The 17863-nt window shown below is 40.5% G+C and carries 16 protein-coding genes, 1 other RNA gene and 3 pseudogenes; 2 read left to right on the forward strand and 18 right to left on the reverse strand.

What is annotated here, in order from left to right; all coding sequences use genetic code 11:
- Positions 1 to 115: 115 nt before the first annotated feature.
- From folE to HT719_RS04920, 5 genes are all read right to left on the reverse strand, one after another.
- Positions 116 to 670 carry a GTP cyclohydrolase I FolE gene (gene folE / locus HT719_RS04900; protein WP_023940374.1) on the reverse strand — a complete coding sequence of 185 codons (555 nt, stop codon included), beginning with the start codon at positions 668 to 670 and terminating at the stop codon, positions 116 to 118.
- Positions 651 to 1973: a folylpolyglutamate synthase/dihydrofolate synthase family protein gene (locus HT719_RS04905; RefSeq protein WP_172928438.1), complete on the reverse strand. Its 1323-nt coding sequence runs from the start codon at positions 1971 to 1973 to the stop codon at positions 651 to 653. Before HT719_RS04905 ends, folE begins: the two co-directional genes overlap by 20 nt.
- Before the next feature lies 1 nt (position 1974).
- Complete coding sequence (folP, locus tag HT719_RS04910; RefSeq protein WP_172928440.1) at positions 1975 to 2925, reverse strand: dihydropteroate synthase; 951 nt, start codon at positions 2923 to 2925, stop codon at positions 1975 to 1977.
- 123 nt (positions 2926 to 3048) lie between these two features.
- On the reverse strand, positions 3049 to 3756 hold the full coding sequence (locus HT719_RS04915) for a CPBP family intramembrane glutamic endopeptidase (protein WP_171043501.1): 708 nt from the start codon (positions 3754 to 3756) through the stop codon (positions 3049 to 3051).
- 52 nt (positions 3757 to 3808) lie between these two features.
- Positions 3809 to 5227, reverse strand: a complete 1419-nt coding sequence (locus HT719_RS04920; RefSeq protein WP_172928442.1) for an NCS2 family permease — start codon at positions 5225 to 5227, stop codon at positions 3809 to 3811.
- A 189-nt stretch (positions 5228 to 5416) separates the two neighbouring features.
- Here HT719_RS04920 and HT719_RS04925 point away from each other — a divergent pair, with 189 nt between their 5' ends.
- The gene (locus HT719_RS04925) at positions 5417 to 6229 is read left to right on the forward strand and encodes a Cof-type HAD-IIB family hydrolase (protein WP_172928444.1); all 813 of its coding nucleotides are present in this window, start codon (positions 5417 to 5419) and stop codon (positions 6227 to 6229) included.
- A 150-nt stretch (positions 6230 to 6379) separates the two neighbouring features.
- Here HT719_RS04925 and HT719_RS04930 read toward each other — a convergent pair.
- From HT719_RS04930 to HT719_RS11555, 3 genes and pseudogenes are all read right to left on the reverse strand, one after another.
- Positions 6380 to 7427, reverse strand: a protein-coding gene (locus tag HT719_RS04930; RefSeq protein ID WP_172928446.1) for an IS630 family transposase whose coding sequence is annotated in 2 segments (ribosomal slippage) — positions 6380 to 6932 and positions 6931 to 7427 — 1050 coding nt in all. Because the reading frame shifts where the segments join, the coding sequence is not laid out codon by codon here.
- A gap of 39 nt (positions 7428 to 7466) precedes the next feature.
- A pseudogene (locus HT719_RS04935) lies at positions 7467 to 7865 on the reverse strand (helix-turn-helix domain-containing protein); the annotation flags it as partial.
- A gap of 295 nt (positions 7866 to 8160) precedes the next feature.
- Positions 8161 to 9131: pseudogene (locus tag HT719_RS11555) on the reverse strand (PD-(D/E)XK nuclease family transposase).
- A gap of 112 nt (positions 9132 to 9243) precedes the next feature.
- On the opposite strand from HT719_RS11555, the pseudogene HT719_RS04950 reads away from it, so the two are divergent.
- Positions 9244 to 10091 (forward strand): annotated as a pseudogene (locus HT719_RS04950) (IS630 family transposase).
- Positions 10092 to 10147: 56 nt separating this feature from the next.
- Here the strand turns inward: HT719_RS04950 and HT719_RS04955 are convergent.
- The 10 genes from HT719_RS04955 to comW form a co-directional block, all read right to left on the reverse strand.
- Positions 10148 to 11116: a ribose-phosphate diphosphokinase gene (locus tag HT719_RS04955; RefSeq protein ID WP_000010164.1), complete on the reverse strand. Its 969-nt coding sequence runs from the start codon at positions 11114 to 11116 to the stop codon at positions 10148 to 10150.
- Positions 11117 to 11260: 144 nt separating this feature from the next.
- Positions 11261 to 12076 carry a PrsW family glutamic-type intramembrane protease gene (locus tag HT719_RS04960; protein ID WP_172924982.1) on the reverse strand — a complete coding sequence of 272 codons (816 nt, stop codon included), beginning with the start codon at positions 12074 to 12076 and terminating at the stop codon, positions 11261 to 11263.
- A 24-nt stretch (positions 12077 to 12100) separates the two neighbouring features.
- Positions 12101 to 12598, reverse strand: coding sequence for a carbonic anhydrase (locus HT719_RS04965; protein ID WP_007285146.1), 498 nt, complete (start codon positions 12596 to 12598; stop codon positions 12101 to 12103).
- Positions 12599 to 12670: 72 nt separating this feature from the next.
- The gene (gene radA, locus HT719_RS04970; protein WP_074017595.1) at positions 12671 to 14032 is read right to left on the reverse strand and encodes a DNA repair protein RadA; all 1362 of its coding nucleotides are present in this window, start codon (positions 14030 to 14032) and stop codon (positions 12671 to 12673) included.
- A 13-nt stretch (positions 14033 to 14045) separates the two neighbouring features.
- The gene (locus HT719_RS04975) at positions 14046 to 14561 is read right to left on the reverse strand and encodes a histidine phosphatase family protein (RefSeq protein WP_171043301.1); all 516 of its coding nucleotides are present in this window, start codon (positions 14559 to 14561) and stop codon (positions 14046 to 14048) included.
- 1 nt (position 14562) lies between these two features.
- Entirely contained in the window at positions 14563 to 15006 is a 444-nt protein-coding gene (locus HT719_RS04980; protein WP_138699244.1) for a dUTP diphosphatase, read from the reverse strand.
- A 56-nt stretch (positions 15007 to 15062) separates the two neighbouring features.
- Positions 15063 to 15159, reverse strand: an RNA gene (gene ffs, locus HT719_RS04985) — signal recognition particle sRNA small type.
- A gap of 32 nt (positions 15160 to 15191) precedes the next feature.
- On the reverse strand, positions 15192 to 15659 hold the full coding sequence (gene tadA, locus HT719_RS04990; RefSeq protein WP_138699243.1) for a tRNA adenosine(34) deaminase TadA: 468 nt from the start codon (positions 15657 to 15659) through the stop codon (positions 15192 to 15194).
- Between the two features lie 200 nt (positions 15660 to 15859).
- Positions 15860 to 17146, reverse strand: a complete 1287-nt coding sequence (locus HT719_RS04995; RefSeq protein WP_000205044.1) for an adenylosuccinate synthase — start codon at positions 17144 to 17146, stop codon at positions 15860 to 15862.
- A 230-nt stretch (positions 17147 to 17376) separates the two neighbouring features.
- Positions 17377 to 17613, reverse strand: coding sequence for a sigma(X)-activator ComW (gene comW, locus HT719_RS05000; RefSeq protein WP_023937504.1), 237 nt, complete (start codon positions 17611 to 17613; stop codon positions 17377 to 17379).
- Between the last annotated feature and the right edge of the window lie 250 nt (positions 17614 to 17863).

Consider the following 17863-nt stretch of genomic DNA (forward strand, 5'->3'; position numbering starts at 1 on the left):
TATACTCAATGAAAATCAAAGTGCAAACTAGGAAGCTAGCCGCAGGCTGCTCAAAACACTGTTTTGAGGTTGCAGATGGAAGCTGACGTGGTTTGAATTTGATTTTCGAAGAGTATTATAGTCCCATTAAACGATAAGCCTGATCTCGGAGGTCCTTATCTGTTTCAAATAGACCACGAGCTACTGTCGTCAAGGTGGCAGTGCCTGGTTTTCTGACACCACGCATACTCATACACATATGTTCTGCCTCAATGACAACAAAGGCTCCTTTAGCACCTAGATAGTCCATCAAGGCATCGGCCACTTCGATATTCAAACGTTCTTGAATTTGTGGCTTTTTCGAATAAACTTCAACCGTACGGGCTAGCTTAGACAAACCTGCTACACGGCCATCTGGAATGTAGGCTATGTGCGCTCTACCATAAAATGGCAAGAAGTGGTGCTCACACATGGTATGGAAAAAGATATCCTTTTCTACCACCATATTATCGTCAATAATCTCAAAGGATTTTGACAAATGTTCCTCCGCTGTTTGACCAAGACCTGAAAAAATCTCTTGGTACATACGAGCGACACGAGCAGGTGTTTCCTGCAAGCCCTCGCGATTAACGTCCTCTCCTACAGCCTCGATAATCATTTTTACAGCTGTTTCAATCTTTTGTGTATCCATTTTCGTTCTTCCTCTCCATCAGATAGGCTCTCACTTGGCTCAAGAAATACAAGGAACCTGTGACAATCCTAACTGTTTGTTTCTCTTCTTTTTTATCTGTTAATTTCTGCTCTAGAAAATCCTGCCAACCTTGGTAGCTGAGATTTCTAGACTTAGCTGCCTCTTCAAGCACTTTTTCATCAGTCGCCCGACTATCGTCAAAATGTGTCAGAGTAAGCTCGGTATCTGGCATGGCCCCCAGCAAGTCCAACATATCCTCCAAGGCCTTGGTTTTGATACAAGTAAAGAGGATTTCCTTACGATAATCCGCAAAGCGTTCTTGCAAGGTTGCCAATAAAGCCTTGATAGCATGGGGATTGTGGGCCCCATCCAAGATCATCAAGGGGTTCCTTGACACGACCTCCAGACGCCCCGGCCAACTTGTTTCTTCCAAGGCTTGAGCAAGCAAGTGATTGCTTGCTAGCTCTCGACCATCTTCTTGACAAAAAGTATCAAGTAAAGCTATGGCCATCCCAGCATTCTCTATCTGGTGCAAGCCAAGCAGGCCAGTCTGGAAGCGACCTTGTCTGAGAGCACTAGTATAGTCAAAGACTTCACCCGTTATTACACTCTCTTGATGACGAACTTGATAATCTGTCCCATAGGCAAAGCTCGGCGCATCTTTCCCTTCCGCAATGCGGTCAATCACAGCCAAAGCTTCTGGAGCGATACGACCTGTCACCAAGGGAATTCCTTGTTTGATAATACCAGCTTTCTGCTCTGCTATGGCTTCCAAGGTGTCACCAAGTAGGGCTACATGGTCCAATCCAATGGTCGTAATTCCTGTCAAAATGGGCTGGCAGACATTGGTACTATCCAAAAGTCCACCCATGCCGACTTCCATGATAGCCACATCTACTTGCTCTGAGGTAAAGTAGTCATAGGCTATGGCTGTAATTATCTCAAACTCAGTTGTCCCCTGCAAATTGGCGGCCGCTTCTCCCTCCAGCAACGACTGATAGTCTGCCATGAGGGCTTCTAGTCTAGCCTCTGGGATAGATTTCCCATTGATGCTAATCTGATCTGTATAATGAATGAGAAAGGGCGAGCTAAACACGCCAACTCTCAGTCCTAGCTTTTCTAGAATATTTTTTAAAAAAGCAATGGTCGAACCCTTACCATTGGTCCCTCCGACATGGATGACCTTGAGTTTTAGATGGGGATTGCCACGCAAAGCTAACAGTTCCACCATTCGTTCCAATCCAAAATGCGGCTGGTCCGTCCGATAGTGAGCAATCCACTGATTGTTTTCAAATTCTTTCATCTTATTTATATTGTTTTAAATCTAAATTTTCCGCTTCATCAGCCAGACGAATAGCGGAGGCAATTTCAACTGCCATCCTGTGACTAGCTACATCATGCACTCGTACCACTTCTACCCCCTGTCTCGCAGCGATACTGGTTACATGAGCAGAGGCCGTGTCCCGATTAAGGAAACCAAGTTCTGTCTCAGGATTGACTTCAAAACCATTTTCTTCAAGGATATTGATGACAAACCGCTTGCGCGACACTCCAAGAAAGATTGGATAGCCCTTCTGATGTAGTTTATCCAGGTCCCGTAAAAGAAGCAAATTTTCTTTCTTGGTCAGACCAAAGCCGATTCCTAGATCCAACAGGATATTTTCTTGTGCGATTCCAGCTTCGTCCGCTCTCGATAGGGCTCTGTCAAAGAAAGCCTCCATCAAGTCTTCAATTGGCATTTTTTCAAAGTCAGCTAACTCTTTTTCTGTAAAGGTTTGACCAAAACCAAAATGAGGGAAGATGAGCGAGCTAGGGTGCTGAGGTCGCGCCATAACTGGATTAAACATAATGACTACTTTCGCACCAGCCTTAGCAACCACATGGGCCATTTTCTCATCACCCATAAGACCAGTGATATCATTGACTAGATTGGCACCAGCAGCCAAAGCAGCCTCTGCTACCTGACTCTTCCAAGTATCAATAGAGATGAGGACATCACTTTCCTTGCGAATCGCTTTAATCACTGGAACAACACGCTGGATTTCCTCTTCTATCTCAACCTCAACATAGCTACTTCCCGGCCGAGTCGATTCTCCGCCGATATCTAGCATACTAGCCCCTTCTGCTATCAATTTACGAGCCTGCTGGAGCGCCTGCTCAAGAGCAAAAAATTGACCACCATCCGAAAAGGAATCTGGGGTTACATTGATAATTCCGCAAATAGCTGTCTTTGCATGATTGGTTTTACTTGACATTCGGTCACTCCCTCAAGGCTTTTCACCATATTATTTCTCTATTTTACCATAAAAAGAAAAAGATGGACACGATTGCATTCATCTTTCCCTAGTAGAAAGAGGTCGGTTCCTACATAAAAACTTTTACACAGAAATTCCTAATGTCCGACTCATAATCACCACAAGAGCCAACAAACAGAAAGCAATCCCATTAACAATCATGTGAAGCAAAATCGACATTTCCAAACGTTGGGTCTTGTAGGCTGTCCAAGATAGAACTGTCGACATACCTCCATAAATCAATAAAGAAGGTAAATTACTTGGTTGATGCAATAAAGCAAACACAATCGTACCGACTACAAATCCCAAGTTCTCCTTGCCTCGGAAAATCTTTTTAGGAACAATCCCACGGCACAAGATTTCCTCACAAATTGGAGCAAGCAAGGCTAGCAAGAAGAAGCTAGAAATCAGAGAACTATTCTGAACCATATCGTTAATCTGAGACTGGTTAGCTGTTGTCGTCTCATTTGACAGTTGCAACAAGATAGAACCAAGTATATTTGAACAGATAATGACTAAATAACTCAAGCCCAAACGTGCCAAATCCTTAGTTCTAAAAAAAGAAAAATTAAAACTTGCCAATTGCGTTTTACGAGCTCCAAAAATAAATAGTGACAACACTACAATCGAAATACCAGCAACTATCAGTCCTGACTGTAACAGTGGTACTGCATTTAAAGTTAAAATAGCAGTAACCCCTATAGGAATCTGATATAAAATTGTCGCCAGTAAAAAGATTAACAGCCAGCCTGCACGATTCAATAATTCTTTCCACATACTTTTCTCTTCCATCATTCATCTCCTTTATATTAAAAAAGGGGGAAAATCCCCCTGGGTTATTCTATTATAAGGCCATGCTGATGTAGTTCAGGATAAATAAGGCATCCAAAATCCAAATCATGACATGAACATCTTTAACTTGACCTTGGACAAGCTTAGTCAAAGTGTAAGTCAAGAAACCAACTGCAATCCCTTGAGTGATAGAGTAGCTGAATCCCATAAAGATAGATGTGAAGAAAGCAGGAACCGCTTCAGACATATCGTCCCAATGGATATTTTTCAAGCTAGCCAACATCATAATCCCAACGATAATCAAGATTGGAGCTGTAGCCGCTGTTGGTACGATCGCTAGAAGTGGGCTAAAGAAGCTTGAAATCGCAAAACAGATAGCTACAACCAAGGCTGTCAAACCAGTACGTCCACCTGCACCGATACCAGCAGCAGACTCAACATAAGTCGTTACGTTTGAAGTACCTGCAATGGCACCGACTGTCGTTCCAATCAAATCAGAGTAAAGAGCCTTATCCAATTTGGCTGATTGGTGATTTTCACCATTTGTCGCTACAATACCAACTTTTTCACCTGTACCGATCAAGGTACCAATTGTGTCAAAAATATCTGTCAATGAGAAGGCAAGAATGGCCATCAGAGTTTCAGGCAAGCGAGCTGTATCTGAAACCAAAGCTCCCAAACCTTCTGAACCAAGAGCTGCACCAAAGATTGTCTTCAAATCTTCAAAAGCTGTACCAACATGGTTATTAGCAAAATCGATACTAGACAAATCAACCAAACCAACTGCAATAGCAAGAACAGTTGTTGTCAAGATAGAGAGAATAATTCCCCCTTTAATCCCTTTGATGACAAAGAAGATAGTAATGGCAAGTCCTGCAAGAGCCACTAAAACAGCTGGATTATTAAAGCTGACCAATCCTGGAACTGCTGAAGAGTTTGCTGCAATCGTTGCTTGAGCTTTGTCAGCCCCTTCTCCTACAACAGTATAGTTGCCTGGATCAATCGTGAATTTCAAAAGTCCAGCATTCTTAATCCCTACATAGGCAAGAAAGACACCGATACCAGCTGAAATAGCTGAGCGAAGAGCATTGGGAATCGATTCAATGATCATTTTACGAACATTTGTCAAGGTAATAATCAATGAAATAATCCCACAGATGAAGACCATAGCTAGGGCTTCTTGCCAAGAATAACCAAGCCCGAATACAACTGTAAAGGTAAAGAAGGCATTGAGTCCCATACCTGGCGCTTGGGCATAAGGTAAGTTAGCATAAAAAGCCATCATCAAGGTACCCGCTACTGCACCAATAATCGTCGCTAGGAAGACGCCCTGAGCAGGCATTCCTGTTTGTGAAAGCATTTGTGGGTTTACAAAGAGAATATAGCTCATTGCAAAGAAAGTTGTTAAACCAGCGAGAACCTCTGTACGAACGTCTGTACCGTTCTCTTTTAGTTTAAATAATTTGTCCATCATCAATCTCCTTTTAATTTTTACGAACAATAATAGAATTATATCATTTATCATTCACTTTTTCAATGTCTTTGTTTGATTTGTTTAAGAAATTAATCCAATTTCATTTTTTGTTTGGAATCTGCTTTTCTGCCTGCTTTCTGTTATAATAGTAGACATCTTATCTGAAAAGACACTAGAAAGGTCCCTATGACGAAAAAAATTATTGCAGTTGACCTGGATGGAACCCTGCTCAACTCAGACAGTCAAATTTCTGACTTTACCAAAGAAACCATAAAAAAAGTTGCTGAAAAAGGCCATCAGGTTATTATTACGACAGGGCGCCCTTACCGCATGTCAAAAGATTTCTACCGTGAACTAGGCTTAGACACTCCTATGATTAATTTCAACGGCTCCCTTACTCATTTACCAGACCAAGTTTGGGATTTTGAAAAGTGTTTGACGGTAGACAAAAAATATCTGCTAGACATGGTTCGACGTTCAGAGGACATTCAAGCCGATTTTATCGCTGGAGAATATCGTAAAAAATTCTACATTACAAATCCCAATGAAGAAATTGCCAATCCTAAACTATTTGGTGTAGAAGCTTTCCAGCCTGAAGATCAATTTCAGCCTGAGTTAGTAACCAAAGATCCTAACTGTATCCTGTTACAGACCAGAGCCAGTGACAAATATGCCTTGGCAAAAGAAATGAACGCCTTCTACCAGCATCAACTGTCTATCAATACCTGGGGAGGTCCGCTCAATATCCTTGAGTGTACCCCAAAAGGTGTCAACAAGGCCTTTGCTTTGGACTACTTGCTCAAGATAATGAATCGCGACAAAAAAGATTTGATTGCCTTTGGAGATGAACACAATGATACCGAAATGCTCGCTTTTGCTGGGAAGGGTTATGCCATGAAAAATGCCAATCCAGAGCTACTCCCTTATGCAGATGAGCAAATTCCCTTGACAAATGACCAAGACGGAGTTGCCAAAACCCTGCAAGACTTATTCTTATAACCTATACTGATACTCAATGAGAATCAAAGAGCAAACTAGGNNTTGAGGTTGTAGATGAAGCTGACGTGGTTTGAAGAGATTTTCGAAGAGTATGACCAGCTTGCAAGCTGGTCTTTATGCTCTTTTCACAGTCTCATCAACCAGTTATACTCATCTACTTTCAAAAAGCATTCTAGTCCATCTCCGATTAACGATGGACGTTATCACCTCCTTCTCCAGTCCTTGTATAACATCTTGAAGTTGATTCATGACATCTTCCAAAGTTCGAAAGGCTTTATTCTTAAATCCACGTTTACGAATCTCTTTCCACACTTGTTCAATGGGGTTCATCTCTGGTGTGTATGGAGGAATAAAGGTAAAGCCAATATTAGTCGGAATCTTTAAGGTACTTGATTTATGCCATATGGCATTGTCCATAACGAGTAAAAGATAATCATCTGGATAAGCTTGTGAAAGCCCTTCTAAAAAGGCGTTCATCCACTCAGTATGACATCCACCAGCGATTAAGAAAAATGATTCGCCTGTATGGGCATCAACAGCTCCATAACAATAGCGAAATTCTCGTATATAGTGACTATGGACATGTGGACCTACTCCTATTGGAGACCAACAAGATCCCAGTTTACTGATTCTACCGAAACCAGCCTCATCTTGGTACATCAAGCGAACCTTACGAAAAGGTCTACTGGTTTTAAAGCGCTTTCTTTTCTTCTTGAATTGAGATTTTATTTTTAGACGCGACAATGGTTTGAGAGTCTACTTTCTTGGGATGTGCTGGACGTGGCCTAATATTTCGCCAACCATGGTGCTTCAAGAGTTGATAGAAGGTATCACGTGTGTAGGAAGAACCTAACTCCTTTTTATAAGCCTGAAATAAGGCATCAATTGTAACAAATTCTCCTGCCTCTGCAGCCTTCAAATGACGGGCAAGAAAGGCTTTCTCTTCCTCAATTGTCATATATGCATGGTTACGACCACCACGTATTTCTTGAAGGAGAGAATCGAGTCCGAACTCCTCATATTTTTTTACAGTTGGCCAAATCGTTGTTTGATTACAGTCTAAAAGCTCTATAATCTCTTTATAAGATTTACCCATCAGACGAAATAGAACGATTTGAAGGCGTTTATGATATTTAGCTGTACTAGAGTCTTTTAAAAGTGTTTTGATAGCTTGGATTTCTTCTTTAGTTGATTTCATATTACTATTATATAATGCTTTTTGATTTTAGTTTAGTATTAATCCCAATTTTCCATTATGAATACAATAGTAAATGGTTGAAATTCCCACGTTAACCCCTTTAGCCATAACCATCATTTCAGGAGAAAACTTTTGATTATGATAGTGGAGAATCTTTTCCTTTAGTTCTTTGGTTAAGCTTGATTTCTTGACCGAGCGCCTGCGATTGTTTTCATAAGACTGTTGAGCATAGTCGGTAGAATAAACCTCTTTGAAGCGCCCTTTTCCAAGACATTGTCAGACTGTCTCACGCTTGATTTCAGTGTGGATAGTTTGAGGAGCTTTTCCAAGCAAAGAGGCAATTTCTCTATTTGATTTTCCTTCTTTTGTTTGGCTTTTGTAGTATAATTGTCTTGCATCTCTGTGCCTTTCTTGTGTTTGTGGTTGAACAACAAGTATAACACAGAGGTGTTTTCTTATGCCTAGAAGAGCTTTCATTTTTTTCAAAAAAGGTTGAAAAAACACCTTTGTGAGATGAAATACCCTTCAAATACCGTATCTCCCAAGTGAAAATCTCACAAATTTCTTAAACTTTGAGTCAAACTTCACATATCTAATCCATATCGATAGTTGGACAGAACTCACTTCTATGGTATTATCCTATCCCCCTTCCAAATGTCAAGCAAAAATGACAAGTATTTTAGAAATAACTCGCCATTTCATTAACTTTCTACTATATTAAAAAAATGTGACCTCATAGCAAGGACTCAAACTCAGCGACGCTCATACCCAGCTGATGGCTGGCAACCTCGGAAGTCAGAAGTCCTTGGCGAACCATATCCAGAAAGGCAAAAAGTTTCCCACGTTCCAAGCCTTCTTCTCGCCCTTGTTCAATCCCTTCAGCTCGTCCACGTTCAAGACCACGCTCCAGTCCCTGTTCAATCCCCTCTGCACGACCACGCTCTAAGTCTTTTTCCTCCGCTTGTTCCAATGCATAGTCATGAGCGAGTAAGGCTTGTTCTTCACGCATACGTAGTTGACTAAACATTTTCCTGTCCTCCTCGGACCAGCTCTTGTAATCTAGCAGTTGGTCTGCCTGGCTGATGGCTCGCTCGGGGCGCTGGGTAAAGGGTTTATTCCCGAAAAACTCCAACCATGGCTTGCGAACGCTATCCTTGCTGGTTTCTCTGTATTTTTTAATTCCAAGAATACCATCTTGACTAGATGGTTTTCCTGTCCATTGTTTGTGATGGTTAAGACTTCACCTGTCGTTCCCTCTCGCATACTAAAGCTATGAAAAGCTTAATCATCCTGAAAGTAATTACTATCCACAATAGCTATTGCGTATACTGATGCGATGTGTTTATAACTTTGGTGAGCGTTTCCTTCTTATTGGCGAATTTTTTCTAGATTTTGATTGACCTGACTGCACAAGTAAGCCCACAGGAGATTGATGAAAAAATTCTGATGATGAACTTGAATTTCAATGATTACTTGGGTTCCATTATCCAACTCCACCAAGACATCAATACTGGTATAGAAATCTTGTGCTTAATAGGGCAGAGAAGGCAAGACGTGAATGTTACTTCCTTCCAAAATGGTCACATTTTTTGCTGGTAAATCCAGCATATCGCGAATAAATTGACAAGTGATTTCTGGATTGCTGAAAATTTTCTTAGCGTCCAAATCATTGGTTGAGCTAATGCCCGGATGTCTTAGAATCATTCTTTCTCTCCTTTCATTATAGCACATTTTTAAATCTAGGTTTGCTAGATTCACTGCTTCTATCTATAGTAAAATGAACCAAAAACAGTACACAATGTTGTATAATCTTCTTATGGCATATTCAATAGATTTTCGTAAAAAAGTTCTCGGCTATTGTGAGCGAACAGGTAGTATAACAAAAGCATCACAGGTTTTCCAAATCTCACGTAATACCATTTATGGCTGGTTAAGGCTAAAAGAGGAAACAGAAGAGCTAAACCATCAAGTAAAAGGAACAAAACCAAGAAAAGTTGATAAAGATAGACTTAAAAACTATCTTACTGACAATCCAGACGCTTATTTGACTGAAATAGCTTCTGAATTTGGCTGTCATCCAACTACTATCCACTATGCGCTCAAATTTATGGGGTACACTCGAAAAAAAGAACCACACCTACTATGAACAAGACCCAGAAAAAGTATCCTTATTTCTTAAGAATTTTAATAGTTTAAAGCACTTAGCACCTGTTTATATTGATGAAACAGGATTCGATACTTACTTTTATCGAGAATATGGTTGCTCATCAAAAGGTCAGTTAATAGGAGGTAAAGTCTCTGGAAGAAGATATCAGGGGATTTCTTTGGTTGCAGGGCTAACAAATGGTGAGTTAATCGCTCCAATAACTTACCAAGAAACAATGACGAGCGACTTTTTTGAAGCTTGGTTTCAGAAATTTCTCTTACCAACATTAAATACACCCTCAGTTATTATTATGGATAATGCAAGATTCCAATAGAATAGCTAGGATAGAATTCTTGTGTGAAGAGTTTGGGCATAAACTTTTACCCCTTCCTCCCTACTCACCTGAGTACAATCCTATTGAGAAGACATGGGCTCATCTCAAAAAGCATCTCAAAAAGGTATTACCAAGTTGCAATACCTTTTACGAGGCTCTTTTGTCTTGTTCTTGTTTCAATTGACTATATTTATTCGGAAAAAAGACGAAAAAACCTGAGAACCATCTCAGGCTTGGTCATTAAATTTTTTTCTCAATACCGAAAAGTGGAGAAAGTGGTCGTTTTTCATGAATACGTACGATAGCATCCCCTAGGAGATGAGCGATTGAAATCTGCTCAATCTTATCAATCAAACGCTCTTCTGGAAGATAGATGGTATCCAAAACAACCAATTTCTTAATAGCTGATTTTTGGATATTGTCCGTAGCAGGACCAGAAAGAACTGGGTGCGTACAGCTTGCATAGACTTCAACAGCACCAGCTTCCGCAAGAGCATCTGCCGCATGACAAATCGTTCCAGCGGTATCAATCATATCATCAATCAAGATACAAGTCTTGCCTTCAACCTTACCGATGATGTTCATAACTTCACTAGTATTCATCTTATCAACGCTACGACGTTTATCAATAATAGCGATAGATGTTTTCAAAAATTCTGCCAACTTACGAGCACGAGTTACCCCTCCATGGTCCGGGCTGACAACCACATAGTCAGAACCAACCATACCACGACGCTCAAAATAATCTGCAATCAGAGGAGCGCCCATCAAATGATCCACAGGAATATCAAAGAATCCTTGAATTTGCGCAGCATGCAAGTCGATGGTCAATAAACGATCCACTCCAGCTACTTCAAGCATATTTGCGACAAGTTTTGAAGTGATTGGCTCACGCGCTCTCGCCTTTCTATCCTGACGTGCATACCCATAGTAAGGCATGACAACATTGACAGATTCTGCACTCGCACGCTTCAAAGCATCCACCATAATCAAAATTTCAAGCAGATTGTCATTTACAGGCGAGCTAGTTGATTGTAGGATAAAGACGTGTTTCCCTCGGATTGATTCTTCGATGTTGACCTGAATCTCTCCATCTGAAAATTGGCGAACACTTGATTTCCCCAACTCTATCCCAATCTCCTGCGCCACACGTTCTGCCAATTCTTTATTAGAAGAAAGGGCAAACAGCTTTAAATCAGAAAAAGACATGATTTCCTCCGGTATATATGTATCGCTTGTGCTTTTCACAAGATTTTCCATCTACCATTGTAGCGCTTTTTGCACTATTTTTCAATCAAAAATAAAAGAAGGGTACCATATTTGTACCCTTGCATCATTATTTTGAAAAATATTCTAGTTCATCAACTCATTGTGCTTCTCAACAAAACGATAAGCCTGATAAAAACCATAGAGAGTAATAGCCATAATCACTGGAATCGCTAAGGGCAACTCTGTCTCTAATTCTACAAAAGGAGAGTTAAACAAGAAATGAGTTCCCAAGGCTAAACCTAGGAAAATAAGCCCCTCTTTCTTGCCAGCCATCTGCCCTTTATAGGCTCTGTAAAGCAAGTAAACACCTACTACAGCCAGACCTGAAAAAGTCCAGTGAGAGGCAATTCCTGAGATAATACGCTCTAAAATTCTCGAAATAGTAAAGTCAAATCCCTCTGGCAAATCCGTACGAATATAGCTAATATCCTCAATCATTTGGAATCCCAAACCAGAAGCAATCCCTAGTAAAAACAAGGATTTTAATTTTCGCACAGGAATCAAAGTCAAAACAAAAACAAGTGGCAACAATTTCAAGGGTTCTTCTACCAAAGGAGCCACAATAGCACTTTCAAAGGCATTTAAAAATGCACTATCTGGGAAAAGAACACCCAGCAAATCATGGATATAGGTATTCGCAAAGCTAGACAACCAGCCTGAAAGGAACATCCCACCCAATAAAGACAAAATCAAGGCTTTCTTTGGCAATTCCCATTTTTTCCCAATACAGAAAATGAAATAAAGAGCTGGAATCATGTAAAAGAGAGCTAGAAAGATAGAAACTCCCATTAGTCCATATTCCGCACCTGACCTCGAACCGTCCGTATAGTAGATGGTTTCATACTGTAAACCAATACATAGCAATAAAATAAAAATAAATAAAATACTGCTTTTCTTCATACACTTTCTTTCTAAATGAAGTATTTATAATTCTACGACTGTCATACTTCCTGTATCAACATTGTAAATGGCACCAAAGATAGTGACATCGTCTGGTATTAGGGGAGACTCGATAAGCAGTTGCATATCCTCGCGTACACTCTCTTCTATATCTTGGAAGGGCAAGAAGTCCTGGTCTGACACATCTACACCTAATTCCTCTTTTAAATACTCCTGAAAAGGTTCATTTTCAAAGGTCTGAGCACCACAGTCTGTATGGTGCAATACCACAATCTCTCTTGTCCCCATTTGTTGCTGGGAAATAACTAGCGAACGAATCATGTCTTCAGTCACTCGACCACCTGCATTCCGCAAGATATGAGCATCCCCAAGTGCCAAGCCCAGAGCTTGCGCAACGTGCAGACGAGAGTCCATACAGGTCACAATAGCTACTCTTGTTTTGGGTTTAAGTGGCAGATTTAACTGCCCATGTAAGGCAACATAAGCCTGATTAGCTTGCATAAACTGTTCAAAATACGACACGATTCCCTCCTTGAAAATTTGATAGTCAAACATTTCTCCTATCTTATCATTTTTAAGAAAATTTGTCACGGATTATGCAAAGACCTTTTTCAAAACTTCCTGAATCGTTGTCACGCCAATGACCTGAATTTCCTTAGGCAGAGTGATTCCTGTCAAGGAATTCTTAGGTACATAAATCTTAGTAAAGCCCAGTTTAGCAGCTTCGTTGATGCGTTGCTCAATACGATTCACGCGCCGAATCTCTCCTGTCAAGCCCAGTTCTCCGACAAAACATTCCTGAGGATTAGTTGGCTTGTCTTTGTAGCTCGAAGCAATAGCAACTGCAACAGCCAAGTCAATGGCAGGTTCATCCAATTTAACACCACCAGCAGATTTGAGATAGGCATCCTGATTTTGCAAGAGAAGCCCTGCCCGTTTTTCCAAAACAGCCATAATCAAGCTAGCACGGTTAAAATCAAGTCCTGTCGTAGTACGCTTGGCATTTCCAAACATGGTCGGTGTTACCAAAGCTTGAACCTCCGCCAAAATCGGACGCGTCCCTTCCATGGTTACAACGATGGAGGAACCAGTCGCCCCATCCAAACGCTCTTCTAGGAAAACTTGACTCGGATTGAGTACCTCAACCAAGCCGCCCGACTGCATCTCAAAAATCCCAATCTCATTAGTGGAACCAAAACGATTTTTGACCGCTCTCAAAATACGAAAGGTGTGGTGACGCTCCCCTTCAAAGTAAAGCACCGTATCCACCATATGCTCCAACATACGAGGCCCAGCCAAGGTTCCTTCTTTGGTCACATGACCTACGATAAAGATGGCAATGTTATTGGTCTTGGCCAACTGCATGAGTTCAGCGGTCACTTCACGCACCTGAGAAACAGACCCCTGCACCCCTGAAATCTCAGGAGACATGATGGTCTGGATGGAATCAATAATGAGAAAGTCTGGCTGGATACGCTCCACTTCTGCACGAACACTCTGCATATTGGTCTCTGCATAGAGATAAAACTCACTATCAATATCACCTAAGCGCTCTGCACGTAGTTTAATCTGCTGGGCAGACTCCTCCCCACTGACATAGAGAACTGTCCCCACTTGGGACAACTGGGTTGAGACTTGTAGGAGAAGAGTTGATTTCCCAATCCCAGGATCCCCACCGATGAGGACGAGACTTCCTGGTACCACTCCGCCTCCAAGCACACGGTTGAATTCCTCCATCTCCGTCTTGGTTCGATTGACATTGATGGAAGTCACCTCAGCTAGTTTCATGGGCTTGGTTTTCTCACCTGTCAAGGACACACGCGCATTCTTGACCTCGGCAACCTCAACCTCTTCCACAAAAGAAGACCAAGACCCACAGTTGGGGCAACGTCCCAGATATTTAGGGGAATTATACCCACAATTTTGACATACAAATGTCGCTTTTTTCTTTGCGATGACAAACCTCTTTCTATATCTCTAACTCACACTCAATCACTTGGCAAAAATCAATCTTCTCATTTGGCACAAACTGGCGCATGAGCATTCGATGAGCAACAACTACCACAGTCTGATGTTCTCGATACTTAGACATACATTCTAGAAACCGAGACTTCATTTCCGTAGCTGTCTCATATTGAATAGGACTATTAGGAAGCAACTCCCCCTTGTTTTCTAAAAACAGTCTTCTAGCTGTTTCAAAGTTTTCTATTCCTGTTTTATAGACCTGCCATTCATGTAATAAAGGCTCTACTCTTAAAGGAAGACCCGTAGCACAGACCACATACGAAGCTGTTTCTAAAGCTCTTGCGACTGCAGAAGATACGATTATTTCAGCTGACGAGAGTAAAGTATTTTTGCTCAATTTCTGGACTTGCTGCCGTCCCATCTCAGACAAGGGTGCCAAATCTATCCCAAATCCTATATAAGAACGCTCCTCTAACTCACGGTAATCTGGCTCCCCATGACGTACAAAGATAATCTTCATTCTAGTGCCCTGTCGATCCAAATCCACCAGTTCGAACGCCATCAGCCGCATCTCCATCTGCAATTAAGAAAGTAGCAAAAACAGCCTGGACAATACGCTCCCCAACTTCAAGAACAACCTCTTGGTCTGTGATATTCTTCATCTGCGCAAAAATATGCCCTTCATTTCCAGGATTTCCATAATAATCCCCATCAATGATCCCAACTGAGTTAATTAAAACCAAGCCCTTCTTACGAGGATTTGAAGAACGATCATAGAGGTAGAGAACCTCAGTCGGCTGCATATAAGCCTTAACCCCTGTCGGAACCAAGACAATCTCTCCTGGCGCAACAACTATACGCACAGCAACCTTTAAGTCGTAACCAGCCGCATGCGCTGTCTCACGCTTGGGCAATAAATTTTCATCTGTAAAACTCGAAACCAATTCAAAACCACGAACTTTCATAATTTTCTCTTTTCTATTATCATTTATTCTAGATTATTCTATCTTATTTATTCGGAAAAAGCACAAAAAAAGAGCACACAATTCAAATCGCTTAGGGCTGCTGGATTCCTCCCCTGACCCACTTCACGCAGAACTGTTGCTCCACTATTTATTATATCACATTCCTATTCATTTTAAAAGCAAAATTATTTTTTCCGTCTATTTCTAAAAAAGTCCTGCATAATAGCTACGCATTCATCTTCCAAAATTCCCGTTTCAACCTCTACACGATGGTTAAGACGCTCATCTGTCAAGATATCGTACAAACTTCCAGCAGCGCCAAATTTCTGGTTTTTAGCCCCATAGACCACATTTGGAATGCGGGCAAGCCCAATCGCTCCACTACACATGACACAAGGTTCAATGGTCACAAAAAGTGTGCAATCCAGCAAGCGCCAGCTCTCCTCACTCAAGTTCGCATCCTCTATAGCCATAATTTCCGCATGCATAACCGCTCGCTGTAATTCCTCACGCGCATTATGCCCACGACCAATGATTTCCCCATCTTTGACAATCACACAACCAATTGGAATTTCATCGTGTTCAAGAGCAATCTCAGCCTCTCTCAAAGCCTCCCTCATAAAGACTTCTTTTTCTTCAAGCGTATAATACATCTCTTTTCTCTTTTCCTACTTATCGATTTTATTATTATATCATGAATCCCAACACAAAAAAAGCCACCGAATGCGGTGACTCTATAGGGAGATTATTATGAAAAAGAAAAGTTTAGGATATTTGTTACAACAAGTTAGGAGGTCTTCTTGTAACTGTCTATAATATACCCGACCTATCTTAAACAAATCTTAAAAATCTCTTAGGACCAAACACTTTCTAAAATATTTGTTTGTTCACGACCAGGACCTACTGAGAAAGTAGAAATACGAACGCCAACCAATTCACTCACACGACGAACATAGTTACGCGCATTCTCAGGAAGATCTTCCAAATTGCGAACTCCGGTAATATCTTCTGACCAACCTGGCAACTCTTCATAGATAGGCTTGCAACGTTTCAATTGCTCAAGACTAGCTGGATAGTAGTCAATACGTTGACCGTCAAGATCATAGGCCACACAGATTTTCACAGTATCCAAACCGCTCAAAACATCAATAGAGTTCAAAGAAAGGTTAGTAATACCAGAAACACGACGGCTATGACGCATCACAACTGAGTCAAACCAACCTACACGACGTGGACGACCAGTTGTTGTACCATACTCATGACCCACTTCACGGATACGTTCTCCCACTTCATCAAACAACTCAGTTGGGAAAGGACCATCTCCTACACGACTCGTATAAGCTTTACATACACCTACAACCTTGTCAATCTTGCTTGGACCGACACCAGAACCAATTGTCACACCACCAGCTACAGGGTTTGATGACGTAACAAATGGATAAGTACCTTGGTCGATATCTAGCATAACACCTTGTGCACCTTCAAAAAGCACACGTTTGCCATTATCAAGCGCATCATTCAAGATAACAGATGTATCTATCACGTATTTCTTGATTTGTTGACCATATTCGTAATATTCTTCAAAAATATCATCGAAAACAATCGCTTTACTGTCATACAATTTTTCAAAAAGACGATTCTTTTCAGCAAGGTTACGTTCTAAACGCTCACGGAAAATATCTTTATCTAAAAGATCTGCAATACGAATTCCAACACGAGCAGCCTTGTCCATATAAGCTGGACCAATTCCCTTAATTGTCGTACCAATCTTATTGTCGCCCTTAGCTTCTTCTTGCAAGCGATCCAACTCGATATGATAAGGCAAAATAACATGCGCACGATCAGAAATACGCAAGTTATCAGTTGTTACACCTTCCTCATGAAGATAGCTCAACTCTTTTACAAGAGATTTAGGATTTACAACCATACCATTCCCAATGACAGATATTTTTTCAGGGAAGAAAATCCCAGATGGAATCAAGTGCAACTTAAATTTCTTACCGTCAATCACAATCGTGTGACCAGCATTATCACCACCTTGGTAACGTGCAATCACTTCTGCATTCGCTGAAAGGAAGTCTGTAATCTTCCCTTTACCTTCATCACCCCATTGGGTACCTACAACAACAACTGAAGTCATAATCTTGTCTGAGCCCTCAGGCTCTTCCTTTCTCACATACATGGCAGGACTCTCACCTGCAATTATATCTTACAATTTATTATAATAAAAAATCGCCTTTTTATCAAGAAGAAACAATAGAAAGATTTGCTATTTCCAACTATTAAAAAATGATTTAGAAAAATTACTAGCTATTTACTATCATCTTTCCATAAAAGAGTAAATTAGTTCGGAAATTAACTCAGACTATCTCAACAAGAAATAAAACCTTGTTTCATTATCATCTTTTCAAGATACAAACGATAAGCAACACGATAATGGTAAACAATAAAATCCCTACGACACCCAATGCCATATCTAACTAAATAATAAATCAAAAATTTAAAATGAAAATGTTCCCAGTCAAAATGATCACCAAATACAGTACCATACTCTTCTTCAATATTTCTATAAAAATCTGCCATCTGCTCATAAATTTTTTGTAACATGATCAAATACTCCTTTTCTTTTTTATGAACTTATTCTAACAAAAAATTTTAATTAATCATTAATAATTCCTGAATTGTACAAATACCAACCTCAATAAGATAAAAAATAGGAAAAGTTGACAGAATAGGAACAAATTTACTACCTAAATTAGACTATTATAGACCTTATTAACTGCGTTAAATACTAAAAGAGAGTTGAGGTAAAAATCTTAAAATAAGAAAAACGCATAGTATAGTTGCTTAGTTTCAA

This window comes from Streptococcus sp. k-378, from assembly GCF_013277505.1.
GTDB classification, from domain to species: Bacteria; Bacillota; Bacilli; order Lactobacillales; family Streptococcaceae; genus Streptococcus; species Streptococcus pseudopneumoniae.

Excerpts from the sequence above, each read along its gene's own strand:
- folE (WP_023940374.1), bottom strand. The coding sequence starts at position 670 with ATGGATACACAAAAGATTGAAACAGCTGTAAAAATGATTATCGAGGCT.
- HT719_RS04905 (WP_172928438.1), bottom strand. The coding sequence starts at position 1,973 with ATGAAAGAATTTGAAAACAATCAGTGGATTGCTCACTATCGGACGGAC.
- folP (WP_172928440.1), bottom strand. The coding sequence starts at position 2,925 with ATGTCAAGTAAAACCAATCATGCAAAGACAGCTATTTGCGGAATTATC.
- HT719_RS04915 (WP_171043501.1), bottom strand. The coding sequence starts at position 3,756 with ATGGAAGAGAAAAGTATGTGGAAAGAATTATTGAATCGTGCAGGCTGG.
- HT719_RS04920 (WP_172928442.1), bottom strand. The coding sequence starts at position 5,227 with ATGGACAAATTATTTAAACTAAAAGAGAACGGTACAGACGTTCGTACA.
- HT719_RS04925 (WP_172928444.1), top strand. The coding sequence starts at position 5,417 with ATGACGAAAAAAATTATTGCAGTTGACCTGGATGGAACCCTGCTCAAC.
- HT719_RS04955 (WP_000010164.1), bottom strand. The coding sequence starts at position 11,116 with ATGTCTTTTTCTGATTTAAAGCTGTTTGCCCTTTCTTCTAATAAAGAA.
- HT719_RS04960 (WP_172924982.1), bottom strand. The coding sequence starts at position 12,076 with ATGAAGAAAAGCAGTATTTTATTTATTTTTATTTTATTGCTATGTATT.
- HT719_RS04975 (WP_171043301.1), bottom strand. The coding sequence starts at position 14,561 with ATGAAGATTATCTTTGTACGTCATGGGGAGCCAGATTACCGTGAGTTA.
- HT719_RS04980 (WP_138699244.1), bottom strand. The coding sequence starts at position 15,006 with ATGAAAGTTCGTGGTTTTGAATTGGTTTCGAGTTTTACAGATGAAAAT.
- tadA (WP_138699243.1), bottom strand. The coding sequence starts at position 15,659 with ATGTATTATACGCTTGAAGAAAAAGAAGTCTTTATGAGGGAGGCTTTG.
- HT719_RS04995 (WP_000205044.1), bottom strand. The coding sequence starts at position 17,146 with ATGACTTCAGTTGTTGTTGTAGGTACCCAATGGGGTGATGAAGGTAAA.
- comW (WP_023937504.1), bottom strand. The coding sequence starts at position 17,613 with ATGTTACAAAAAATTTATGAGCAGATGGCAGATTTTTATAGAAATATT.